We start from the raw sequence: 23,474 nt of genomic DNA, 5'->3' as shown, positions 1-23,474 counted from the left end.
GCCTGGTGCGAAGCAGAGCCCAGGCCCCACCGAAGACCTGGACATTTGTCCTGTCCAGAAGTGGATGTTCGGCTCGGCTGGGAACCGCCGCCTCCGAGCGCGCGGCACGACGCGCCCCTACGATCGGTCGCGCAGGCCGTTCGCGCTCTAAGGAGACCCCTTGACCGACTCCACCGGTGCCTTCCCCGGGCTGGTGCCCTCTCCCGCCGCCCCGAGGGTGGCGCGTGCCGCGGGCTACGAGATCGAGGAGGAGCTGCGGGCCGCGCCGTCCGGGAGCGGCCACCCGGTCGTGATCGCGGGAGTGGACGAGGTCGGGCGCGGTGCATGGGCCGGCCCCGTCGTGGTGTGCGCGGCCGTGACGGACCTGAGCCCGCCGCCGGTCCTGCCCGGCCGCGGCAAGAAGACGATCGCGTTGACCGACTCCAAGCTCCTCACGCATGCGCATCGTGACGCGTTCGCAGAAATCCTTCCCGGCTGGCTGGCCGGGCACGGCATCGGCGCGTCCAGCCCCGAAGAGATCGACGAGCTGGGCATGACCGCGGCGCTCAGGCGCGCCGCCGTCCGCGCGTTGGAGGCGCTGCCCGTCCAGCCAGATGTGGTCATCCTCGACGGCAAGCACGATTTCCTCAGCCGTCCCTGGCGCGTCCGGTGCGAGGTCAAGGCGGACCAGAGGTCCGTCACCGTCGCTGCCGCGTCCGTCTTGGCGAAGGTCCATCGGGACCGCCTCATGGCAGATCTGGGCGACGATTTCCCCGGCTACGGGTTCGCCGCCAGTGCCGGATACCCCTCGCCCGTCCATCAGAAGGCATTGGAGGAGCAGGGGCCCACCCCGCACCACAGGCTGTCGTGGTCATACCTTGACGACCTCCCACGCTGGCGGCACATGAAGAAGCACCGCGACCCACTCGCCGGTGAAGGACAGCTCAGCCTGCTGTGAACCCCCTGTGAGCCTGCCTCGCGCGCGTGCATGAGTCATCCCCGATGGCTCGGGTAGAGCGGCAGACACGGGAGGTGAATGCCATGGATGCCGTCGTCAAGAAGCTGCTGCGGGAGTCCGGCGGGACGTTCGCCGAGGAGGCCGGCATAACCCTCAAAGACCAGCCCGGCGCACTGTTCAAACTGCTCGTCCTGGCGAACCTGCTGAGCGCCCGCATCTCCTCGGACATCGCCCTCGCCGCCGCCCGCGAACTGTTCGAGGCAGGGGGCGGCACGGCGCGCGGCATGGCCAGGCTCACCTGGCAGGAACGCGTCGACGCGCTCGGCCGGGGCCACTACGTCCGCTACGACGAGAGCACCGCGTCCCGCCTGGGCGATGTGGCGGAACTCGTCGAGGACAGGTACAAGGGCGACCTGAGGCGGCTCGCCATCGAAGCCGGACGCGACCCTCAGAAGGCGGCGAAGCTGCTGCGGGAGTTCCCCGGCATCGGCCCCACCGGAGTGGACATCTTCTGCCGCGAGGCGCAGGCCATCTGGCCGTGGCTCCGCCCCTACGTCGACGACCAGGTGAAGAAGGGAGCCGAGCGGCTCGGCCTGCCCAGCGATGCCGAGAACCTCGCTTCGCAGGTCCCGGAGAAGGACCTGGCACGGCTCACCGCGGCGCTCGTCAGAGTCGCCCGGGACAAGAAGTTCGCCGACCATCTGAAGGCCGCGTGAGCGCGGCGCGCACACGTCACGTCCAGACGACGACCTCGTCCACCTTCTTGCGGGTGATGTCGGGCACCATCGCGTCGTCCGCTGGGTAGCCGACGGGAATCACGACGTAGGCGCGTTCCTCCTGCGGACGTTCGCACACCTCGTTCAAGAAGCGCATCGGGCTCGGGGTGTGCGTAAGGGTCGCCAAGCCCGCCTGATGGAGTCCTGCCAACAGAAACCCCACCGCGATACCCACCGACTCCTTCACGTAGTACGGACGCGGAGTCTCAGGGCCCTTGTGCACCTCGAAGACGATGATGACCGCCGGGGCGTCCTCAAGAAAGGGTTTGCGCCAGTCAGTGCCCAGCGGAGCCAGCGCATCCAGCCACTCCTGCGAGGCGCGCCGTTCGTAGAAATCCCGCTCCTCCCGCTCGGCCGCGTCCCTGAGCAGTCTCTTGCGCTCCGGGTCGGTCACCACCACGAAACGCCACGGCTGAAGGTTCGCGCCGCTGGGCGCCGTCGCCGCGGCCCGGATCGCGTGCTCGATGACCTCGCGCGGCACCGGACGGTCCGAGAAGTCCCGAACGGTGCGGCGCAGCGTCATCGTGTCCGCGAAAGCCTGGACGCGCTCCACCGACTGCTCTGGCGGGACGTCGAAACGAGGCGCCGGCACGACGGGGTACTGCGGCTGGGTGCTCATGTGACCGTTCCTACCGTCGGCCACGGGCCCGGGACAATCGGCAGGATCAGCCAACGTTCCGGGCCCGTTCAGGCACTCCGAGCGTCGCCCGGTGCTCAGTCCTTACCGCGCGAGGCGACCCACTCCAGATTCCAGCCGTACGCCTGGTCGACCGTCATCTTGCCCCAGCGAGGACGGCCGGGCGGCGGCATGACGTACCGGCCCTCACGGCGGACGACCAGTTCCCCGTTCACGTTCTCGATGAGCGCCAGGACCGCGTCGCGGGAGGCGTCCATGCAGTCGTTCATGTGCATCTCGATCGGCGGCGCGCCCACCGGGTACAGCGTGGCGACCGCGTTCATGCCCCGGAAGTCGTCCGCGCCGTCATAGATCTCGGCGAACACCAGGATCCGCTTGAAGTCCGCCGTGTGGTCGAGGTTGATGTGGAGGTTCTCCCCCGACTCGATCGCGCCCGTGCGGTCGTCCTTGTCGAGCTTGATGAAGGGCGGGCGGTCCAACGCGCCCATGTCGCCGAGAGCGTGGATGATGCCCTTCCGGCCGTCCTTGAGCTCCCACAGGCAGCACAGGTCGAGGTCGAGGTCGACGCCGCGGCGGCGCTTGCCGAGGAGCCCCTTGGCGGCGCCCTCGCGCGCCGTCCAGTTGAGGTTGACGCGCATGTGGCCGCCGGTCGCTCCGTGCTTGGTGAGCGACACCGACGGCGCGTTCTTCGTCAGGGAGATCTTGCCGCCCTGCTGCTGAGGCGGGGTGGCCCCGGCCGGAGGCGGGGGCGCGTACTGCCCGGCAGGAGGCGGCGGGTACTGGCCGGCCGGAGGGGCGTACTGGTCCGCCGGAGGCTGGTACTGGCCAGGAGGCGGCGGAGGCGTGTACTGCCCGGGCGGGGGCGGATACTGCCCGGGAGGGGGCGCGTACTGGCCGCCGGGAGGCGGCGGCGGGGGCGCGTACTGCCCTCCAGGGGGCGGCGGCGGAGGCGTGTACTGGCCGCCGGGAGGCGCGTACTGCTCCTGCGCGGGAGGCGGGGGCGGGGCCTGCGGCTGCGGAGGCGCGGGCGGCGTGGCCTGAGGCTGCGGGGGCGCGGGCGGCGCCGCCTGGCCCGGGTCGTCGACGCTGATACCGAAGTCGGTGGCCAGCCCGGCGAGCCCGGAGTCGTAGCCCTGGCCGATCGCGCGGAACTTCCACGCGCCCTGCCTGCGGTAGAGCTCGCCGAGCACGTACGCCGTCTCGGTGGTGGCGCCCTGGCTCTCGAACCGGGCGACCTCCGTCCCGGCCGCGGCGTCCACCACGCGCACGTAGAGCCCCCGGAACTGGGAGAACTTCCCACCGTCCGAGGACGCCGCGATGACAATCTTGTCGATGGCGGGCTCGACCCGGTTCAGGTCGACCGCCAGGACGTCGAGGACGGTCGGCCCCTGCTGCTTGCCCTCGTGCCTGACCGCGCCCGAACCGTGCACCGGCTGGTTGTAGAAGACGAAGTCGTCGTCCGACCGGACCCGGCCGGTCTCCGCCACCAGGAGCGCCGAGGCGTCCGCGTCGGGTACCCCGGGGCCGCCCTGCCAGCCGAGCTCGACCCGCACCGAAGGAACCGGAACCGCCGTGTTGGCGCCCTTCTGCATCGACATGAACGCTCCTCGTCATCGACCGACTGTCACCAACCTACGGGCAGCCGCCCGGCCCCGCGACATGCCATGAGGGGAGGACGCACGGAGGACGCAGGGAGTTCCGTTTCGCTCGCGCGTCCTCAGCCGGACGAGTCTGTGGGCGGCGCACCTGGCAGCGGCGCGGGCTCGGGCGTGCGCAGGCCGTCCAGGACGATGCGCAGATTGCGGTCCCACTGCTGGTCACTCGCCTGAAGGCCCACCGTGTGGTCGCCTGTGGAGACCGACACCAGCAGGAACGCGACGTCCTGCCACGTGATGTCCACGCGCATGGCACCGGCGCCCTGAGCCCGCTCCACGAGAAGGCGGATGCGCTCGCGCAGTTCCGCGCGCGCGTGGTCGATGCCACCGCCCAGCGCGTAGTTGATGTCGCACAGTTCGTTGCGAAGCCGGGTGTAGGACGCCGCGAAGTCGCAGAAGCCCTCCCAGGGGTCGGGAGCGGCGAGCCCCTCGTCGCCCTTGGCCACGATCTCGCCGAGCACCTCGGCGAGCACGGCTTCGAGCAGCGTCTCCAGCGTGCTGACGCGGCGGTAGAACGTGCCGACGCCCACCCCGGCGCGGCGCGCGATCTCGTGGGCCGTGACCTCGCCGCCGATCTCGACGGCGGCCTCGCGCGCCGCCACGACGAGACGCTCCACGTTGCGCCGGGCGTCGGCCCGCGGGCGGCGGCCCGTGCCGTCGTCCAGCAGCCGGTCCACGGCGCTCCTGGTCCCGCTCATGAACCGGATTCTAGCCACAACCGGACGACTTCGGTCCGATTTAAGTGGACAGCTCGCGTCCGGTTGCGCTAGCGTCCCCGAAGCGGACGCGGCCCGTCCGCTTGACGAAGGGACCGAACATGGCATCCGGACACGGCGGCTCCCCCGCCATGAAGATCACCGCGCTCGCCGCGGGCTTCGTGATGGCGAGCGTGGACGCCACGGTCATGCAGATCGCCGGGGCGACCGTCCAGGAGCGCCTGCACGCTCCGCTGAGCCGCCTCACCTGGGCCGTCGACGGCTATGTGCTGACTTTCGCGGCCCTGCTGATGCTGGCGGGCGGTCTCGCCGGGCGGCTCGGGGCCCGGCGGGTCTACCTGGCGGGCATGGCGGTGTTCCTCGCCGCCTCGCTGGCCGCCGCGCTCGCCCCCGCGATCGAGGTCCTCATCGCGGCCCGGCTCGTCCAGGGCGCGGGAGCGGCGCTGTTCATGCCGAGTTCGCTGGCGCTGCTGGTCGACGCGTTCCCAGACCCGCGGCGCCGCACGCGCGTGCTCGGCCTGTGGTCGGCGATCGTGTCGTCCTCCATCGCGCTCGGCCCGACGGTCGGCGGCGTCCTGGTGAGCACGCTCGGCTGGCGCGCCATCTTCCTGCTCAACGTGCCGCTCGCGATCGCGGGCATGGCCCTGGCCCGCCGCCACATCGCCCCCGTCCCGGGCCGTCCCGCCCCGCTCGCCCTCCCCGGCCACGCCGCACTGGCCGCCGGGCTCGGCGCCCTGAGCTTCGCGCTGATCGAGGGGCCGCACCGCGGCTGGACCTCCCTCCCGGTCCTCGCCGCGATCGCCGTGGTGCTGGGTGTCGCCGCCCTCCTTCCCCTGCGAGAGCACCGCGCCCGCACCACCGTGATGCCGTGGGCGCTGTTCCGCGGGCCGCGCTTCACCGGCGCCAACGCCGTGGGCTTCCTGTTCAACGCCGCCTTCTTCGGCACGCTTTTCCTGGTCGGCCTGTACTTCCAGCACGGCACGGGCGCCGGCCCTCTCCGGGCGGGTCTGATGGTCCTCCCGATGACCGTCTTCCTCCCCTTGAGCAACCTGGCCTTCGCGCACCTGTCCGGGCGCGTCAACACCGGGCTCCTGCTGACCGTCTCCCTCCTCGCGGCGGCCGCGGCCTCGTTCGCACTGACCACGATCACCCCGTCCAGCCCCTACTGGACGACCGCCGCGGCCCTGGCGGCGACCGGCATCGCGGGCGGCATCGTCTCTCCCGCCATGACGGCGGTCATGGTCGACGCCTCAGGCCCCGGAAACGGCAACGTCGCCGGCTCCGTCCTCAACACGGGCCGCCAGATAGGCACGCTCATCGGCATCGCGCTCATCGGCGCCGTCCTGGGCGCGTCCACCGACTGGACGACCGCCGCGACCATCGCGTTCTCACTGGTCGGAGCCGCCTACCTCACCGCGGCCCTGGCAGCCTGGCGCCTCATAGCCCGTCCAGAACGGACCGGCAGACCCGCACCACACCCCATTCCAGAACCCGCGCCTTGCTCTCACACCCAGACCGCCTGACCACCAGCACGCGTGGGCCACGGCGAGCGAGAGAGAGGAGGCGGCGTGGGGTCAGGGAATCCGGGCGGTCCAGGCGGGCGTGGCGAACTTGTCGGTCACGTACTTGTCGGCGAGGCGCCGCTCGTCCTCGGTCACGCGGTCGTCGGAGAGGCCGTAGCGGCCGCGGAAATGGGCGATCATGCGGTCGATGATCTCTTCGCGGGGCAGGCCGGTCTGGCGGCGGAGCGGGTCCACGCGCTTGACCGCGCTGGCGATGCCCTTGTCGGAGATCTTCTCCCGGCCGATGCGGAGCACCTGCAGCATCTTGTCCGCGTCGATGTCGTAGGCCATGGTCACGTGGTGCAGCACGGCGCCGGCGGCCAGCCGCTTCTGCGCGGCCCCGGCGATCTTGCCGTGGTCGGAGGTGATGTCGTTCAGCGGCTGGTACCAGGCCCTGATGCCGAGTTCGCCCAGCGCGCCCAGCACCCAGTCGTCGAGGAAGGCGTAGCTCTCGGCGAAGGACATCCCCGCCACCAGGCTCTCCGGCGCGTAGAGCGAGTAGGTGATGGTGTTGCCCGGCTCGATGAACATCGCGCCGCCGCCGCTGATCCGGCGGACCACGTCCACGCCGTGGCGCTCGGCCCGCGCGGCGTCGACCTCGTTGCGCAGCGACTGGAAGCTGCCGATGACCACCGCCGGCGACGCCCACTCCCACACGCGCAGCGTCGGCGGGCGCCGTCCCGCGCCGACCTCCTCTGCGAGCACCTGGTCGAGGGCCATGTGCAGCGCGGGGTCCTGCGGCGGCTCATGAATGAGCCGCCAGTCGTGCTCGCGCCAGTCGGACGCGCGCGCGACGGCCCGCCGCACCGCGATCCCCACGGCCTCCGCGGTGATGCCGAGCATCACCGTGTCCCGCGGCAGGCCCGCCTGGACGCGGGCCCCGATCGCCCGGGCGTCCAGCCCGGCCGGCAGCCCGTCCAGGGCCGCGTTGATCGTTTCGAGGGCGCCGTCCGGCTCCAGGAAGAAGTCGCCGCTGATCCTCGGGCCGCGCAGCAGCCCGTCCACGACGTCGACATCGGCGACGACCAGCTTGCCGCCGGGGACCTTGTACTCACCGTGCATCACGTAGATCTGAACCCCGCGGCCTCCCGGCGGATTCCACCGCGTGCGGGACAGCGGTCCGACGGCCGCCGTCCGCTGCGGCTACCGAGCCACAGGAGGGGGCATGCCGAAACCGGGAAGACCGGTACGCGGCTCGTCCGGGGGCCGCCCGCTCATGGCGGCACTGGACCTCTTCGGCCGCCGCTGGACGCTGCGCATCGTCTGGAAGTTGCAGGACGCGCCCCTCGGCTTCCGCACCCTCCAGCAGCGCTGCGACGACATGTCCTCCAGCGTCCTGCGGCACCGGCTCCTCCGTCGCCAAGGCCCTGCCCTGGCAGGAGCGCCCGTCCGACGGCCCCGAGCAGGACCGCTCGACCGGCCACTACTGATCGACGCGGGCCTCGTCCACCAGACCCCGAGAACCTGTACGCCCTGACCGATCTGGGCCACAACTCCCGCGAGGCCCTCCTGCCGTTGTCGCGATGGTCCGACCGCTGGGCCGCGGCGCTCGACGAGGCCCACGGCTGACACAGCACCTCCCTTGCGTTTCTGTTTCCGAAGCATCAGAATGCTTCGAAAATCGAAGCATACCCTGGAGGTCGCCGTGCCGCGCATCCCGCCGCTCGATCCCCCGTACACCCCCGAGATCGCCGCCGCGCTGGCCAGATGGATGCCGCCGGACGTCGCGCACGACCCGCTGGTGCTGTTCCGCACCCTGCACCGGAACCCCGAGCTGGCGTCCCGCATGCGCGTGCTCGGCGCCGGCCTTCTCGCCCACGGCCGCCTGCCCGCCCGGGACCGCGAGATCATCATCGACCGGACCTGCGCCCGCGCCGGCTGCGAGTACGAGTGGGGCGTCCACGCCGCGACGTTCGGCGAGGCCGCGGGGCTCAGCCGGGAGCAACTCCAGGCGACCGTGTCCGGCGACGCCGCCCCCTGGTCGCCCAAGGAGCGCCTCCTGCTGAGCGCGGCCGACGAACTCCACGACTCGGCCCGCATCTCCCACCGAACCTGGACCGCCCTCGCCGAGCACTACGACGAGGAGCAACTACTCGAACTCCTGGTGCTCGCCGGCTGGTACCGCACCATCAGCCAACTGATCAACACCCTGGACCTCGGCAACGAACCTTGGGCCCCCACCTTCCCCACCCCTACCACCCCCTGACCCCTGCCCGCCGGCCCCAGCCTCCACCTACGCACCCGACCACACCCCCAGAGATCGCGCGGGTGCCAGCCAAAAACCCACCCGAGCTAGCCGAGCTCCCGAATCCGCCCTCCCACCTCCACCCAAACGCGCCTCCACGTCCTGCCGCCGAGCCCTGCGGGCGGGGACGGTTGACCACCGCCCCATCGACACAAGACCCGGCAGACCGACAGGCCAGCCCCACACCACCCCCAACACCGCAACGCCAGCCCTGCGAGCGGGGGCACGTGTCGGTGTGGAGGTGACGAGCTCGTTCGGGTGTGGGGGTTGTTGGGAGGGGCTCTGGTGGTGGGGTTGTTCGGGGGCGTTGTTGAATGGGGGGTGTTGCAGGGAGGGCGGTCTGGGTGAGCAATCTCGACGTCAAGCCGAAGCCGGTCGAGTGCGGGGGGCGGGAGGACGTTCCGGGAGGGCCGGTGCATGAGCTGCTGCCGCCCCGGCGGGTGCCGCTCGGTGAGAGCACGGTCGTCCGGCGGCTGCTGCCCAGCCTGGGGCGGCGGATGGTCGGGGCCTGGTGCTTCGTCGACCACTACGGGCCGGACGACATCGCCGACGAGCCCGGCATGCAGGTGCCGCCGCATCCGCACATCGGCCTGCAGACGGTGAGCTGGCTGCACGGCGGCGAGGTGCTCCACCGCGACAGCCTGGGCAGCCTGCAGACCGTCCGGCCGAAGGAACTCGGGCTGATGACGTCCGGACGGGCCATCTCCCACTCGGAGGAATCGCCGCGCGGGCACGGTCCCGTCCTGCATGGGGCCCAGCTCTGGGTGGCGCTGCCCGATTCGGACAGGGACACCGACCCGGCGTTCGAGCATCACGCCGACCTGCCCGTCGTCGAAGGGCCGGGATTCAGCGCCACCGTGATCGTCGGGGAACTCGACGGGGCCGCCTCGCCCGGCACGGTCTTCACGCCCATCGTCGGGGCGGACATCGCCTTGGCGGACGGCGCCGACGTGCGCCTGCCACTGGAGCCGGACTTCGAGTACGCGGCGCTCACGATGTCCGGCGTCACGGAGGTCGACGGCAGGCGCCTGGACCCCGGGTCGATGCTCTACCTGGGATCCGGCCGCCGCGAACTTCCCCTGAGGGGCGACGGCGCGAGCGAGCTCGTGCTTCTGGGCGGTGAACCGTTCGAGGAGAAGCTCGTCATGTGGTGGAACTTCGTCGCCCGGACGGGAGAAGAGATAGCCCGCGCCCGGGAGGACTGGATGGGAGGCGACCGTTTCGGCACCGTGAGCGGCTACGACGGCGCCCCCATCCCCGCGCCCGCCATGCCCGCGACACCCCTGAAGCCAAGGGGCCGGACTCGCTGACCGGCCTCACGCCGCGTTCTGCAGGGGCGGTCCTTCGGAGGGGCGGACGGAGGTCAGAAGGGCGCTCAGCATCAGGACGCCGCTTGCGGCGGCGAGGCCGTTGAGGGCGACCGCGGCGATCGGATGCTCGGCGGGCGTGTAGCCGCCGGGGCGCAGGAGGGCGACCGCGAGCCTCCAGCCGCCCCAGGCGAAAAGTGAGCCGGATGCGGTGAACCCGAGAGCCGTCGGTAGCCAGGCGGGCACGTTCGGACGCGCGGAACTCGCGGCCAGGACGCTCCAGGCGCCGAGGAGCGCCCAGAGCGCCGAGTCGCCCAGGAGAAGCCGGGCGTTCAGGTCGATCATGTCGCGGTGGGCGAGGCCGAGTTCCGCGCCTGCCGACCAGAGCGCCCAGAACGCGGCCGGCACGGCGGCGAGGACGGCGGCCGTGCGGGCGCGCCGGACGGCGGTTCTCCCGCGGTCGGCGAGGCGTCCCACGAAGGCGGACGGCCATCGTTCCCGCATGTAGATGGGCAGCGCGATGGCGAGACCGATGGCCATGCCGGTGAATCCGATGCCGATGAGGGTCAGCTCCCAGGACGGTGCCGCGTCTCCGCCGGTGTCCTCCCCACCGCCGCCCAGGACGGCGCTGACCAGGCTGTACGGCATGAGGGGTATCAGGAAGCCGCTGCCCACCCACGTGAAGAAGACCAGGGGCGCGGCTGGAATCCGCCACCGCATGCCCCGTGCCAGGACGAGGCCCAGCGCGATCCCGGTCGCGGACATGCCGACCGTCACCACGTTGAGCACGATCCAGTCCGCGCCGCCGAAATCCGCCGGGACGTGGCCGAGCACCGCGGCCGCTATCCATACGACCTTGACCGCCAGATACAGCGACAGCGACGCGGCGGCGCCGTAGCCGCCGAACCGTCGCGCCGCCGCCCATCTCGTCCCGATCACTCCGGGCATTCCCGTCATGATCGAAGCGTGCCGTCCGCCGGGGCGGGCGCCCCTCCCCCGCGCGGGGCGTCCGCCTCACCCGCGCGGGGGAGGGCGCCGGCTCTGGCGATCGGCGGGAAGGAAGTCGTCGAGGGCCGCGGCGACCAGGTCGGGACGTTCGAGGGTCTGCATGTGCGGCGTGCCGGGAAGCTCCCGGTAGGTCGAGCCCGGGATCCGCTCGGCGATGCCGGACATGATCTCCGGGGTCGTCGAGGCGTCCGCCTCGCCCGCGAGCACCAGGGTCGGGAAGTCCTTCCCGGCGATCCTGCCCTGGACGTCCAAGCCCTTGAAGGCCCGCCAGGCCGCGGCCCAGTCGGCGGAGTCGAGGCGCCGGATGCGTTCCCGCGCGTACCGGACGCCCCAGGGGTCGGTGGCGAGTGCGGCGGGTGTGAACCAGCGCGTCAGGGTGGGGACGATCTGCGCCTCCATGCCGTCGTCCTCGCCGGATCGGGCGCGGCCCTCGAAGGCGTCGAAGGCGTGGTCGGTGGTGGCGAGCAACGCCAGCGAGGCGACGCGTTCGGGTGCGCGGACGGCGACGGTCTGCGCGATGCCGCCACCCATCGACAGGCCGACGACGTGCGCCCGGTCCACGTCGAAGGCGTCGAGGACGCCGAGCAGGTCCGCGGCGAGGTCGTCCATCGTGAACGGGCGGGGCGCCCCGGCGGCGCCGCCGTGTCCGCGGAAGTCGTAGGCGAAGACCCGCCGGCCGTTCGCCAGCCGTTCCATGACGGGCTCCCACATGCGCCAGTCCACGCCCAGGGAGTGCGAAAGGATCACGGCCGGTCCGTGGTCGCCCTTCTGCGCGACGACGGTCTCGTGGTCGGCCAGCGCCACGCGGTGCATGAGCGGCGGCTTCGGAAGGCCCTGCTCTTCGAGAACGCCGTTGACGACGGCGAGCGCGTCCAGCGCGCGAGGAAAGCCCGCGTAGACCGATAGGTGCTCGCACAGGGCCAGCAGTTCGGACGGCTCGATGCCCTGACGCAACGCTCCTCGCACATGGCTGGCGAGACGGCGTTCCGCGCCTCCCAGCGCTGCGATGATGGCGACGGAGGCGAGTTCGCGCGCTCGGCGGCTCAGTTCGGGCCGGGCCAGCGCCCCGCCGAACGCCCCCTCCACCACGGCCTCGAACATATGCGGGGACGTCCGGAGCACCTCACCGAGCGCCTCTTCGGCCCTACGCCCCATCAATCCCTCGTATTCGCGCCGCCCGCGCTCGCCACGGTTCATGTCCTGCTCCTCAGTAAAGAGTCCACGTTCTGTGGACGCCTCCATGCTCGTGCCGATAGCTGCAAGATGTCTAAGACCTAGTGAAGCTCACAGTCATATCTTTTGCTTATTACCTCCTCGACCTTCGCGGTCCCCATTCCGCCGTCGGCGTCGGCCGCGCTGACCGCTCCCCCACGTCCCGCAGGAACCGGCATCACGGATATCTCGGCCTGCGCGGCGAGCCGGGCGGTCACGGTCCGATCGAGGCGAGGTCCGGACGGCGGGCGGCGAAGTCGATGAACGCGGCCAGCGCGGGGCTCGGGCGACGTCCGGCGGGCCAGGCGAGGGACGGCGCCCAGGTCGGTTCGGGGTCGAGCCGGACGACGCTCACCGGCTGGCCCGGCTCCTCGGCCACCGAGCGGGGGACGACCGCCGCGGCCAGTCCCACGCTCGCCATGGCCCTGGCCGTGCTGTACTCCCGCGTCTCGAACCGGATGCGCGCCGTCGCGCCGGCGGCCGCCAAGGCGGACAGGACGATCTCGCGGATCACCGAGCCCGGCGAGTAGCAGACCAGGGCGATACCGTCCAGCGCGGCGACGGGCACCCTGTACCTGCCTGCGAGGGGCGCCGACACCGACGTGATCAGGACGAGCGGCTCCTCGCCGAGCGGGAGGGACTCCAGCCGCCGCCCTTCCTCCTGCGGCGGCATCCGGACGACGGTCGCCGCGTCGAGGCGTCCTCCGCCGAGGCCCGCGACCATCTCCTCGGTGTTCATCTCCCGCAGTTCCACGTCGACCGCAGGGAACTCCTCGGAGAACTCCGCCAGCAGGCGCGCGAGCCGGGCCGTCAGGCCGCGGGCCCCGCCGAGGCGGATCCGGCCCCGCGTCCCCTCCGCCCAGCCGCGCATCTCGTCCTCGACCGCCGCGATGTCGGACAGGATCCGCTCGGCGTGCTCCAGGAGCGCCGCCCCGGCCGGAGTCAACTCGACCCTGTGGTTGTTGCGCTCGAACAGGGTGATGCCGAGCTGCCGCTCCAGCTTGCGGATCTGCTGGGACAGCGCTGGCTGAGCGATCTGCAGCGTCTCCGCCGCACGCGTGAAGTGCAGCTCACGCGCCACCGCCCTGAAGTACTCCAGCTGGCGAGAACCCATCATGCGCTCATGTTCTCACCACGGAGCCAGCCATGTGAGGCCACTATTACGCCCTCGCGGGTGCTAACGCAGGGGTAACAGCCGGCTCACGAGACTCCCGATCATGGATTCCGACGCAGGACGGCGTCGATGAGACGGGCCGTGCTTCTCGCCTGCGCGGTGCTCGCCGCGACCGCGATACTCGTGGCCGGCTCCACGGCGTTCGTCTACGAGCCCCCCAGAGTCCCTGAAATGACCAAGACGACCGCGACGACCCCGGCCCCGAGGCGGCATCCGACGACGCCCACCTTCACCCGTTCCCAGCGCGAGGAACTCACCCGCACACTCCGCCGGTACCTGGACGGCAGGTCCGGCGATCTGGCGATCTCGGTGCGCGAGGCGTCCACCGGCCTCTCCTACTCCTACGGCGAGAGCCTGCGCACGGCGACGGCCAGCATCGTCAAGGTCGACATCGTCATGGCGTTGCTCCTCCGGGCCCAGCACGAGCGACGCGCGCTGACGTCGACGGAGGAGGCCCTGGCCGAGCGTGCGATCAAGGTCAGCGACAACGACGCCGCCAGCGAACTGTGGCGGTCCATCGGCGGCGCGCACGGCCTCGCCTCCGCCAACAGGACGCTGGGCCTGCGCGACACCGAGCCCGGCCCCGGCGGCTCCTGGGGTTCGACCACGACGAGCGCCGCCGACCAGATCCGGCTGCTGACCGCTCTCACGTCCGCGGGCAGTCCGCTCAGCTCCGCAAGCCGCCGCTTCGTCCGTCACCTGATGGGGGACGTCGAGCCGGAGCAGGCATGGGGAGTCAGCGCGGCGGGGACCGGCGCCGAGGTCAAGAACGGTTGGCTCCCCCGCGAAAGGCACGGCGGGGCCTGGACGGTCAACAGCATCGGCATCGTCCGCGCCGCGGGCCGCACCTTCCTGATCGCCGCCCTCTCCGAACGCGACGCCACGATGCGGGACGGCGTCGAGAGCGTCGAGCACGCCTGCAAAACCGTCGCCGCGGCCCTCGCCCGCGCCTCCATCGAAACCTGAGCGGCCCGTTCACCTGCGATGTTCGCGAGATCCGCGCCGGGGCCGTCATACTCTCCGTCGAACCAGGGCCCGTCCCTCCCGCCGAAGGAGCCGCTGGCATGCGCACTCGTCCGCTGTACGACGTCGTCGCCGTCCTGGCGCGGCTAGGCGTGGGCATCGTCTTCATGGCGCACGGCTGGCAGAAGATCGAGGCGGGGGTCACCGCGACGGGCCGCTCGTTCGACGCCCTCGGCGTGCCGGTGCCGACCGTCGCGGCCGTCTACTCCGCGTTCGTCGAACTCCTCGGCGGGGCGGCGCTGATCGTCGGGCTCGGCCTGCCGCTCACCGGGGCCCTGCTCTTCATCGACATGGCGGGCGCGTTCGTCTTCGTCCACGCGGACCGGGGCCTGTTCATGGTGGACGGCGAGAGCGTCCAGAACGGCTACGAACTGGTCCTCGCGCTCGCCATGGTCAGCCTGCTGTTCGCGGCGGGCGGCGGCGGCCGCCTGACCCTCGACCAGTGGGTCGTCGCGAAGCGCCTCCGCCGCCCCGGCAGCCCGGGCGACGAGGACGAGGAGGACGCGGCGAAGTTCGTGGAGTCGCTGCGCCAGGCCGAGCTGAAGCCCGCGAAGAAGCCGCGCCGCTCCCCCAAACCGCCCGCGATCCCCGCCCCGGACCCGTCCGAGAAACCGGACAAGCCCGCCGACGACCCCGACGACGTGCTGGTGGCCGGCCGCCGCAAGCCGGCCCAGCGCCGCCGCGCCTCGACCACCCAGCCGTCCAAGCGTCCCGCCGACGACACCGACACACCGTCCTGAACCAGGCGAGAAGGGACTGACCGAAGTCGGTCCCTCTCTCTCTGCGAACACCGAACGGCGAGCAGCGGGTCACGTCCCGGCCTGGAGTCCCTGACGCCAGCTCGGGTGTGCCGGGTGCCAGCCCAGTTCGCGCTTGGCCTTGGCGTTGGACGCGCCGCGCAGCTCGGTCATGAGCACGACGCCGGCCTCTCCGGCGGCGAGCCGTCCGACGAACCGCGGCACGCGCATCGGCTTCCTGGCGCCGAGCATCGCCGCCAGCTCCGGCAGCCATTGGGAGACCGGGGCGGGGTCGTCATCGACGATGTTGTAGACACCGCGGCCTCCGTTCTCCACCGCCGCGAGCGTGGCCTCCGCGGCGTCGGCGATGTGGACGAACGACCACACCCCGCCGCCGTCGCCGACGATCGGGAACCTGCGCTTGCGGATCATCTCGAACTGCTCGGACCCCGGGGCCATGGAGGTGCCGGGCCCGTAGAACGCGCCGTAGCGCAGCACGATCCCCTCGGTCCAGTCGGCGTCCAGCACGGCCTTCTCCAGATGCCCGATCGCTGCGATCATCGAGGTCATCTGGGCGATCGGCGAGCGGTCCAGGGGGTCGTCCTCGCTCTTGACCGGCCCGCCGGTCCGGTCGTAGGTGAACGCCCCGTTGCTCTGGACGACGAACCGCCGCACTCCTACGGCGCGCGCGGCCGCGAGAAGGTTGTCGGTGCCCTCGGTCCGCAGCCGGTCGGTGGCGGCGAAGGTGCGCTCGAAGTGGCGGGTGTCGACGTGCCCGATGGCGGTCAACTGGTGGACGATCACCTCCGGGGCCGCCTGCCGCACGGCCGCCTCGACCTGGGCGCGGTCGAGCGCGTCGGCGACGACCGGCTCCGCGCCCATCCGCGTCGCCTCGGACATTCCGGATTCGCCGCGGACCATGGCGAACACCTCGTGGCCCGCCTCGATCAGACGGGGCAGGAGTTCCCTGCCGATCGCTCCGGTCGCTCCTGCTACCAGGACTCTCATTGTCGGCTCCTCTGCCGTCCGGTTCGGGTTCGACTCTTGAACCGGACGGCCCGCCGATTGCTGACAGCGGCCGGACGTGTCGTGCGTCACACCGTGAGCAGAGGCTCCGCATGGTCGGCCGCCGCCCACTGCTCGGTCGCGCGTTCGAGCTTGTCGGGGTTCGCCTGGGTACGGCAGGCAGTGATCCCCTCGGCTGTGACCTCCAGGCACATGATGGCGACGACCCGGCCGTCCACGACGGCCACGACGGCGGGTTCTCCGTTGGCGACCCAGGCGTAGATCTCGGACGAGCCGCCGACGATGGCGCGTTTGGCCTCGGCGGGCCTGAGGAGGGTCCGCACGAACTTCGCGACCGCGGCGGCGCCCTCGAACGCCTTGGCGCGTGCCGGGACCTTGCCTCCGCCGTCGCCGATGGAGATGGCGTCCTTGGTGAGCAGCCGTACGAGCTCATCGGTCTGGCCGCTGGCGGCGGCCGCGAGGAACTCCTCGACGATCCGGCGGGCGGCGGCCTGATCGATCTCCCGGCGGGCCCTGCCGTCGGCGACGTGCTTCCTGGCGCGGTGGAAGATCTGCTGGCTGGCGGCCTCGGTGATGTCGAGGATCTCGGCGATCTCCCGGTGCGGGTGGTCGAAGGCCTCCCGCAGCACGTAGACGGCCCGTTCGCGGGGGGACAGCCGCTCCAGGAGGGTGAGAACCGCGAACGACACCGATTCGCGCTGCTCAGCGGTGCCGGCCGGGCCGAGCATCGGGTCCCCCGCGAGCAGCGGCTCGGGGAGCCACTGGCCCACGTAGGTCTCGCGCCGTGCCCGTGCGGAGGCGAGCTGGTTGAGGCACAGGTTGGTGAGCACCTTCGTCAGCCAGGCCTCCGGGACCTCCACGCGGGCGACGTCGGCGGCCTGCCAGCGCAGGAACGTCTCCTGAACGAGGTCCTGTGCCTCGTCCGCGGAGCCGAGGAGACGGTAGGCGATGGCCTCCAGACGGGGCCGCGCCACCTCGAACCGGTCGACGTCCTCCCCTGTCAAAGGCATGAGCCGATCCTAATCTCGGCCTGAGGCGCCGCCACCACCGCGTACGGGTCCCACAGCGGGGCGGAGTCCGTCGAACAGGACGGCCAGGATCTGCTCGCGGTCCCCAGGTGCTCGTTCCACGGCCCAGGCGACCGCCGCGACAAGCGAGAAGAGCGCGGAGTCGTCGACGTCAGGCCGGACGGCTCCGGCCTGCTGGGCGCGCGCCAGCAACTGCGCCCCGCCTGCTTTCATGGCCTGGCAACTGGCGTGCAGGTCCGATTCCGGATCGGCGAGGCTGTCGACGAGGGCGTCGACCAGGCCGCGGTAGGTCATCGCATGCTCCACCGCGGCCTCGAACCACCTGGCCAGCGCGTCGCCGGGCATGGCGGCGGTGAGCAGGGCGTCCGAGCGGACGCGCAGTCCGCGCAGGCTCTCCCCCAGTAGTGCCTCCAGGAGAGCCTGGCGGGTCGGGAAGTGCCGGTAGAGGGTCACGTTCCCGACGCCGGCTCTACGCGCGATGTCGTTCAGGGACGTGCCGACGCCCTGCTCGCCGAACGCCGCCCGTGCCGCCGTGAGCAGCCGGTCGTAGTTGCGCCGCGCGTCCTTGCGCGGCGCCCGCCCGTTCGCCCGCCCGTTCGTCATGAACCCTCCGCCGGTTGCTAAACGAGGAACCTCCTCATAATGTACCGGGCTTGTAACGAGGAACCTCCTCGTTTACCTCTCACCGCCGCGAGGAGCGTCATGACCGAAGAGATTCTGCCCACGCCGACGACGGAGGGCGCCCGTCTGCCTGATCCGCCCGGATCGCAGCGCCGTCCGGGCCTCGTGCTGGCGATCGTGCTGATCTGCCAGACGATGTTCGTCCTCGACACCAGCGTGGTGAACATCGCCCTGCCCCGCATCCAGCGCGACATGGCCTTCTCCCCCGCCGATCTGTCGTGGGTGCTGAACGCCTACATGCTGGCTTTCGGCGGGCTGCTCCTCCTCGGCGGACGCGTCGGCGACATCTTCGGCCAGCGGCGGGCGCTCATCGGCGGAGTCGCCGTGTTCACCGCCGCCTCACTGGCCGGCGGGCTGTCGACCTCGGCCGGGATGCTGCTCGCCGCCCGCGCCGGGCAGGGGATCGGCGCTGCCGTCGCCGCACCGACCGTGCTCGCCCTGATCACCACCGGCTTCCCCGGGCAGGCCGCGCGAGGCCGGGCACTCGGCGCCTACGCGGCCGTCTCCGGCTCCGGCGCCGCCCTCGGCCTGATCGCCGGCGGAATGCTCACCGACTGGATCTCCTGGCGCTGGGTCCTGTTCATCAACGTGCCGATCGGCGCCGTTCTGCTCGCCGCGGCCCCGCTGTTCATCGTTGAGACCGACCGCCGACCCGGCCACTTCGACCTCGCCGGCTCGCTGGCCTCGACCCTGGGCGTGACCGCGCTCGTCTTCGGCTTCATCCGCGCCGCCGAGCAGGACTTCGGCGACCCGGTCGCCCTCGGCGCGCTCAGCGCGGCCGCCATCCTGCTCGCGCTGTTCGTGGCCACCGAGGCCCGTGCCCGGCAGCCGATCACTCCGCTGCGGCTGTTCGCCGACCGCGACCGGGCCGCCGGCTACCTCGGCCTGCTGTTCGTCATGGCCGCGGGCAACGGCATGTTCTTCTTCCTCACCCAGTTCCTGCAGCAGATCCGCGGCTACGACCCGCTGAAGGCCGGCCTCGCGTTCGTGCCGCTGACCGTCCTGATCCTCATCTCCTCGAACGCCTCCGCTCGGCTGCTGCCCCGCCTCGGAGCGAAGACGCTCACCGCCTCCGGCGCCGCGGCCATCACCGTGGGCCTCCTCTGGCTGGCCCGGCTGACACCGTCGGCCGGGTACGCGGGATCGCTGCTCGGTCCGACACTCGTCGCCGGCCTCGGCATGGGCACCCTGCTGGTCGGGATCACCACCGTGCTGACCTCCGGCGTCCACGCGGAGGACGCCGGCGCCGCCTCCGGCCTGCTCAACGTCATGCAGCAGATCGGCGGCGCGCTGGGGCTGGCCATCCTCGTCACCGCGTTCGGGGCCGCCACCCGCACGGCGCACGGCGCAGGCCACCACGTCTTCACCAAGGGGGCGACTACGGCCTTCACCGTCGGAGCAGCGTTCACCGCCTGCACCATTCTGCTGGCCCTGACCATGAAGGCCCGTCCGGATTCCGCGCCCGAACCGCCCCTCTGATGACGGCCGTATGACCAGCGAAAGCGAGAGCGGGGTACCGGACTGTCTCCGATACCCCGCTCTGACCGGGAGCTACGCAGCCGTCACCGGCCCTGGATCAGCTGCAGCCGCTGGTGGAGCCGCAGCCCTCGCAGACGTAGCAGCTGCCCGCCGGGCGCATCTTGGTGCCGCAGGTGAGGCAGAGCGGCGCGTCGGCCGTGCGGCCCTGGCGGCTCTCGATCACCTCCATGGACGAGCGGGCCTCACCGCCGGCGGCCGGGGCGGGCGCCGACGGCCGGGCGATCTCGGCGGACTGCGCCAGCGACTCGCGGTCGACCTCCTCCTCGGCGTGCAGGGCGGCGGGGTCCTCGCCGTTGGCCTGCATCGAGCGCTCCTCGGCGGTGAAGATGCCGAGTTCGGCGCGCTCCTCGTACGGGAGGTGGTCCAGCGCCAGGCGGCGGAAGATGTAGTCCATCACCGAGGTCGCCATGCGGATGTCCGGGTCGTCGGTCATGCCCGCCGGCTCGAAGCGCATGTTGGTGAACTTCTCCACCCACGTCTCCAGCGGGACGCCGTACTGGAGGCTGATGGAGATCGCCATGGAGAAGGCGTCCATCACGCCGGCGAGCGTGGAGCCCTGCTTGCCGAGCTTGAGGAAGACCTCGCCGACGCCGTCGTCCGGGTAGGACGAGGCGGTCATGTACCCCTCGGCGCCCGCCACGGAGAAGCGGGTCACGGTCGCGGGCCGCTGCTTCGGCAGCCGCCTGCGGACGGGGCGCGGCGTCGTCTCCGCGGGCGCCGCCGCCACCGGCTGCTCCTTCTTGCCCGCGGCCGACAGCGGCTGGCCGACCTTGCAGTTGTCGCGGTAGATCGCCAGGGCCTTCAGGCCGAGCCGCCAGCCCTCGAAGTACACCTTCTCGATGTCCTCGATGGTGGCCTGCTCCGGCATGTTGACGGTCTTGGAGATCGCGCCGGACAGGAACGGCTGGACGGCCGCCATCATCCGGACGTGCCCCATCGGGCTGATCGTCCGCTCGCCCATCGCGCAGTCGAACACCTCGTAGTGCTCGGGGCGCAGCCCGGGCGCGTCCACGACGTGGCCGTGCTCGGAGATGTACTCGACGATCGCCTCGATCTGCTCCTGCTGGTAGCCGAGCTGCTTCAGGGCGCGCGGCACCGTGTGGTTGACGATCTGCATGGAGCCGCCGCCGACGAGCTTCTTGAACTTCATCAGCGCGAGGTCGGGCTCGATGCCGGTGGTGTCGCAGTCCATCATCAGGCCGATCGTCCCGGTGGGGGCGAGCAGGCTGGCCTGCGCGTTGCGGTAGCCGTTCTTCTCGCCGGCCTTCAGGCAGTCCGCCCACTGCTTGGCCGCGGCGGCGTGGATCGCCTTGTCCGTCGCGTCCAGCGTGCGGATGTCGTCGTTGGCGGCGGCGTGCTTGCGCATGACGCGCTTGTGGCCCTCGGCGTTGCGGGCGTAGCCCGCGTACGGGCCGACCACGCCCGCGATCTCGGCCGAGCGGCGGTAGGCGACGCCCGTCATCAGCGACGTGATCGCCGCGGCGAGGGACCGTCCGCCCTCGGAGTCGTAGGCGTGCCCGGTCGCCATCAGCAGCGCGCCCAGGTTGGCGTAGCCGATACCGAGCTGCCGGTAGTCGCGGGTCGTCTGCGCGATCTTCTCCGTCGGGAAGTCGGCGAACGTGATGGAGATGTCCATCGCCGTGATGATCAGCTCGGTGAGCTTGACGAACCTCGCGACGTCGAACGCGTCCTCGGGGGTGAGGAACTTCAGCAGGTTGATGCTCGCGAGGTTGCAGGACGAGTTGTCCAGGCTCATGTACTCCGAGCAGGGGTTGGACGCGGTGATCCGCCCGGTCTCGGGGTTGGTGTGCCAGTCGTTGATCGTGTCGTCGTACTGGATGCCGGGGTCGGCGCACTCCCACGCCGCCTTGGCCATGAGCCGGAACAGCTCCTTGGCCTTGATCGTCTCGACGACCTCGCCGGTCATCCGGGCGCGCAGCGCGAACTCGCCGTCCGACTCCACGGCGTGCATGAACTCGTCCGACACCCGGACGGAGTTGTTGGCGTTCTGGTACTGGACGCTGCCGATGTCCTTGCCGCCGAGGTCCATGTCGAACCCGGCGTCCCGCAGCGCGCGGATCTTGTCCTCCTCGCGCGCCTTGGTCTCGATGAACTCCCCGATGTCGGGGTGGTCGACGTCCAGCACGACCATCTTGGCGGCACGGCGGGTCGCGCCGCCCGACTTGATCGTTCCGGCGGACGCGTCGGCGCCGCGCATGAACGACACCGGGCCGCTGGCCGTCCCGCCCGAGGACAGCAGCTCCCGGCTGGAGCGGATGCGGGAGAGGTTCAGGCCGGCGCCGGAGCCGCCCTTGAAGATCACGCCCTCTTCCTTGTACCACTCCAGGATCGACTCCATCGTGTCGTCCACCGACAGGATGAAGCACGCCGAGACCTGCTGCGGGGACTTGGTGCCGACGTTGAACCACACGGGGGAGTTGAAGCTGAACAGCTGGTGGACCAGCGCGTACTTCAGCTCGTGGTCGAAGATCTCGGCGTCCTCCTCGGAGGCGAAGTAGCCCTCCTTGAGGCCCGTGTCCACGTACATCCGGACGACACGGTCGACGAGCTGCTTCAGGCTCCACTCCCGCTGCGGCGTGCCGACCGCCCCGCGGAAGTACTTGGACGTGACGATGTTGACGGCGTTCAGCGACCAGAAGTCGGGGAACTCGACGCCGCGCTGCTCGAAGTTCACCGAGCCGTCGCGCCAGTTGGTCATGACGACGTCACGACGCTCCCAGCGCATCTCGTCGTACGGGTGCACGCCGGGCGTGGTGAAGATGCGCTCCATCTTCAGCCCCTTGCGGACCCCCTTGCCGCGCCGCGCCGCCGAGCCGCTCACCGTCTCCGTCATGACCTTCCCCCTCTCGGACCCTCCCGCCGGGCCCTGTCCAGGAACAACCACGCCGCCGCACGGGCCATGCCCGCGCGGAGACGCCCTTTACTTGTGCTGATGTGTTTCCGGAACCGTCCCTACCGGGACGGGCCGGGCTCCCCCGAGGAACCGGCCTTCCGCAGTGCTTCGATCTCCTTGGCGAAGTCGTCCAGCGACTCGAAGCTTCGGTAGACCGAGGCGAATCGCAGATAGGCGACCTCGTCGAGTTCGCCGAGCGGCCCCAGGATCGCGAGGCCGATCTCGTGCGAGGGGATTTCCGCGGACCCGGACGACCTGATCGCCTCTTCGACCCGCTGCCCCAGCTTCGCGAGCGCATCCTCGTCGACCGGACGGCCCTGGCAGGCCCTGCGCACACCGGCGATGATCTTTTCCCGGGAGAACGGCTCGGTGACCCCGCTGCGCTTGGCCACCATCACGAGCACATTCTCCTGCGTCGTGAATCGCTTGCCGCATTCCGAGCACGACCGGCGACGCCGAATGGCGCCCCCGTCGTCGGTCGAACGGCTGTCGATCACTTTGGTGTCGGGGTTGCGACAGAACGGGCAGTGCACGTTCAATCCCTCCCCTGACGCAAACGACTTACACCGATGATAGCGCCATATATAGGGAACTACATCGATGTGACTACTAGATGTTGTGGTCAACCGTAGGGCTCACCGGACTCGTTCGCAACCTGGTCGCGAGCCTCCTGCGTCACATCCGCCCCGTCCGCGCAGGTCATGTTCGACACCTCGTTTTTCCCTCCGGGCGTGTCGTCACCGACCGCCGCCAACAGGCCCCTCCCGGTAACCTCCGACAGGCCGAAGTCCCAGCAAGACACCCCCGCGGCCAGTCGGCGAGAGGGGGACGTCGCATCGTTCGACGGGCGCCCCGGATGCCGCTCGGTGGTGACCGAGCGTGGCGGAGGCGGGAGGCGCCCGGTCAGCTTGAGGGAAGCCTGAGTTCTTGCCCGGGATGGACGGTGGGATCGCCGGCCAGGCCGTTGAGATCGATGATGCGTTGCACCACGATGCGCGGGTCACTGCCGGGATCGGCGGCGGACGCGATGTCCCAGAGGGTCTCGCCGGGCTCGACGACGACCGTCGCGGCGGGGCGGGACGGGCCCCCGTGGCCTGCCCCGGAACCGGCGAAAGCGCCCGGACCCACGTTGAGCCAGAGCAGAATGAGGGTCACCGTGGCGGCGAAGGCGACCAGGACGGCGCGGCCCCGGCGGGTCAGGCGGATCGGGGGACGGTCACTGTGGGGTGAACCCGACATCTCTCCCCTCCTCGACTTCGAATGCATTTTCGATCGAACACCTGTACGATGTTCTACC

Annotated in this window: 22 protein-coding genes; 9 read left to right on the top strand and 13 right to left on the bottom strand. The window is 71.1% G+C overall.

What is annotated here, in order from left to right:
* Nucleotides 1–217: 217 nt before the first annotated feature.
* A complete protein-coding gene (locus AB0C84_RS27210; RefSeq protein ID WP_361071915.1) occupies nucleotides 218–937 on the top strand; it encodes a ribonuclease HII in 720 nt (239 codons plus the stop codon).
* Nucleotides 938–1,020: 83 nt separating this feature from the next.
* A complete protein-coding gene (locus tag AB0C84_RS27205; protein WP_361071777.1) occupies nucleotides 1,021–1,653 on the top strand; it encodes an endonuclease in 633 nt (210 codons plus the stop codon).
* Between the two features lie 16 nt (nucleotides 1,654–1,669).
* On the opposite strand, the gene AB0C84_RS27200 is transcribed toward AB0C84_RS27205, so the two are convergent.
* From AB0C84_RS27200 to AB0C84_RS27190, 3 genes are all read right to left on the bottom strand, one after another.
* Complete coding sequence (locus tag AB0C84_RS27200) at nucleotides 1,670–2,332, bottom strand: nitroreductase family protein (protein WP_361071774.1); 663 nt, start codon at nucleotides 2,330–2,332, stop codon at nucleotides 1,670–1,672.
* A 95-nt stretch (nucleotides 2,333–2,427) separates the two neighbouring features.
* On the bottom strand, nucleotides 2,428–3,948 hold the full coding sequence (locus tag AB0C84_RS27195; RefSeq protein ID WP_361071771.1) for a TerD family protein: 1,521 nt from the start codon (nucleotides 3,946–3,948) through the stop codon (nucleotides 2,428–2,430).
* A 119-nt stretch (nucleotides 3,949–4,067) separates the two neighbouring features.
* On the bottom strand, nucleotides 4,068–4,703 hold the full coding sequence (locus AB0C84_RS27190) for a TetR/AcrR family transcriptional regulator (protein WP_179847142.1): 636 nt from the start codon (nucleotides 4,701–4,703) through the stop codon (nucleotides 4,068–4,070).
* 119 nt (nucleotides 4,704–4,822) lie between these two features.
* Here AB0C84_RS27190 and AB0C84_RS27185 point away from each other — a divergent pair, with 119 nt between their 5' ends.
* Complete coding sequence (locus AB0C84_RS27185; RefSeq protein ID WP_361071767.1) at nucleotides 4,823–6,244, top strand: MFS transporter; 1,422 nt, start codon at nucleotides 4,823–4,825, stop codon at nucleotides 6,242–6,244.
* Nucleotides 6,245–6,295: 51 nt separating this feature from the next.
* On the opposite strand, the gene AB0C84_RS27180 is transcribed toward AB0C84_RS27185, so the two are convergent.
* Nucleotides 6,296–7,345 carry a biotin/lipoate A/B protein ligase family protein gene (locus AB0C84_RS27180; protein WP_361071764.1) on the bottom strand — a complete coding sequence of 350 codons (1,050 nt, stop codon included), beginning with the start codon at nucleotides 7,343–7,345 and terminating at the stop codon, nucleotides 6,296–6,298.
* Nucleotides 7,346–7,448: 103 nt separating this feature from the next.
* On the opposite strand from AB0C84_RS27180, the gene AB0C84_RS27175 reads away from it, so the two are divergent.
* The 3 genes from AB0C84_RS27175 (at nucleotide 7,449) to AB0C84_RS27165 (ending at nucleotide 9,838) form a co-directional block, all read left to right on the top strand.
* Nucleotides 7,449–7,760, top strand: coding sequence for a hypothetical protein (locus AB0C84_RS27175; protein WP_361071761.1), 312 nt, complete (start codon nucleotides 7,449–7,451; stop codon nucleotides 7,758–7,760).
* Nucleotides 7,761–7,928: 168 nt separating this feature from the next.
* Nucleotides 7,929–8,489, top strand: coding sequence for a carboxymuconolactone decarboxylase family protein (locus AB0C84_RS27170; protein WP_361071758.1), 561 nt, complete (start codon nucleotides 7,929–7,931; stop codon nucleotides 8,487–8,489).
* 383 nt (nucleotides 8,490–8,872) lie between these two features.
* The gene (locus tag AB0C84_RS27165) at nucleotides 8,873–9,838 is read left to right on the top strand and encodes a pirin family protein (protein ID WP_361071755.1); all 966 of its coding nucleotides are present in this window, start codon (nucleotides 8,873–8,875) and stop codon (nucleotides 9,836–9,838) included.
* 6 nt (nucleotides 9,839–9,844) lie between these two features.
* Here AB0C84_RS27165 and AB0C84_RS27160 read toward each other — a convergent pair whose 3' ends face one another.
* From AB0C84_RS27160 to AB0C84_RS27150, 3 genes are all read right to left on the bottom strand, one after another.
* Complete coding sequence (locus tag AB0C84_RS27160) at nucleotides 9,845–10,792, bottom strand: hypothetical protein (protein ID WP_361071752.1); 948 nt, start codon at nucleotides 10,790–10,792, stop codon at nucleotides 9,845–9,847.
* 57 nt (nucleotides 10,793–10,849) lie between these two features.
* On the bottom strand, nucleotides 10,850–12,040 hold the full coding sequence (locus AB0C84_RS27155; protein WP_361071749.1) for an alpha/beta fold hydrolase: 1,191 nt from the start codon (nucleotides 12,038–12,040) through the stop codon (nucleotides 10,850–10,852).
* Between the two features lie 229 nt (nucleotides 12,041–12,269).
* A complete protein-coding gene (locus tag AB0C84_RS27150; protein ID WP_361071746.1) occupies nucleotides 12,270–13,172 on the bottom strand; it encodes a LysR family transcriptional regulator in 903 nt (300 codons plus the stop codon).
* A 126-nt stretch (nucleotides 13,173–13,298) separates the two neighbouring features.
* Here AB0C84_RS27150 and AB0C84_RS27145 point away from each other — a divergent pair, with 126 nt between their 5' ends.
* Nucleotides 13,299–14,195: a serine hydrolase gene (locus AB0C84_RS27145; protein WP_361071743.1), complete on the top strand. Its 897-nt coding sequence runs from the start codon at nucleotides 13,299–13,301 to the stop codon at nucleotides 14,193–14,195.
* A gap of 98 nt (nucleotides 14,196–14,293) precedes the next feature.
* The gene (locus AB0C84_RS27140) at nucleotides 14,294–14,992 is read left to right on the top strand and encodes a DoxX family protein (RefSeq protein WP_361071740.1); all 699 of its coding nucleotides are present in this window, start codon (nucleotides 14,294–14,296) and stop codon (nucleotides 14,990–14,992) included.
* A gap of 69 nt (nucleotides 14,993–15,061) precedes the next feature.
* On the opposite strand, the gene AB0C84_RS27135 is transcribed toward AB0C84_RS27140, so the two are convergent.
* The 3 genes from AB0C84_RS27135 to AB0C84_RS27125 form a co-directional block, all read right to left on the bottom strand.
* Entirely contained in the window at nucleotides 15,062–15,997 is a 936-nt protein-coding gene (locus AB0C84_RS27135; RefSeq protein WP_361071737.1) for an NAD(P)-dependent oxidoreductase, read from the bottom strand.
* A gap of 86 nt (nucleotides 15,998–16,083) precedes the next feature.
* Nucleotides 16,084–17,025 (bottom strand): RNA polymerase sigma factor SigJ, encoded by a 942-nt coding sequence (gene sigJ / locus AB0C84_RS27130; protein WP_361071734.1) that lies wholly within the window; start codon nucleotides 17,023–17,025, stop codon nucleotides 16,084–16,086.
* Nucleotides 17,026–17,034: 9 nt separating this feature from the next.
* Nucleotides 17,035–17,646 (bottom strand): helix-turn-helix domain-containing protein, encoded by a 612-nt coding sequence (locus AB0C84_RS27125; protein ID WP_361071731.1) that lies wholly within the window; start codon nucleotides 17,644–17,646, stop codon nucleotides 17,035–17,037.
* Nucleotides 17,647–17,745: 99 nt separating this feature from the next.
* On the opposite strand from AB0C84_RS27125, the gene AB0C84_RS27120 reads away from it, so the two are divergent.
* On the top strand, nucleotides 17,746–19,203 hold the full coding sequence (locus AB0C84_RS27120) for an MFS transporter (RefSeq protein ID WP_361071727.1): 1,458 nt from the start codon (nucleotides 17,746–17,748) through the stop codon (nucleotides 19,201–19,203).
* 97 nt (nucleotides 19,204–19,300) lie between these two features.
* Here AB0C84_RS27120 and AB0C84_RS27115 read toward each other — a convergent pair whose 3' ends face one another.
* The 3 genes from AB0C84_RS27115 to AB0C84_RS27105 all read right to left on the bottom strand — a co-directional run bounded on the left by AB0C84_RS27115 (nucleotide 19,301) and on the right by AB0C84_RS27105 (nucleotide 23,416).
* On the bottom strand, nucleotides 19,301–22,117 hold the full coding sequence (locus tag AB0C84_RS27115) for a vitamin B12-dependent ribonucleotide reductase (RefSeq protein ID WP_179847127.1): 2,817 nt from the start codon (nucleotides 22,115–22,117) through the stop codon (nucleotides 19,301–19,303).
* Nucleotides 22,118–22,236: 119 nt separating this feature from the next.
* Nucleotides 22,237–22,710 (bottom strand): transcriptional regulator NrdR, encoded by a 474-nt coding sequence (gene nrdR, locus AB0C84_RS27110; protein ID WP_141583086.1) that lies wholly within the window; start codon nucleotides 22,708–22,710, stop codon nucleotides 22,237–22,239.
* A gap of 370 nt (nucleotides 22,711–23,080) precedes the next feature.
* Nucleotides 23,081–23,416, bottom strand: coding sequence for a LysM domain-containing protein (locus AB0C84_RS27105; protein WP_361071723.1), 336 nt, complete (start codon nucleotides 23,414–23,416; stop codon nucleotides 23,081–23,083).
* Nucleotides 23,417–23,474: the final 58 nt, after the last annotated feature.

Source organism: Actinomadura sp. NPDC048955 (genome assembly GCF_040649435.1).
Classification (GTDB): domain Bacteria; phylum Actinomycetota; class Actinomycetes; order Streptosporangiales; family Streptosporangiaceae; genus Spirillospora; species Spirillospora luteofluorescens.
Note: the sequence above shows the minus strand (reverse complement) of the source record. Positions and strands in the feature narration are given on the sequence as shown.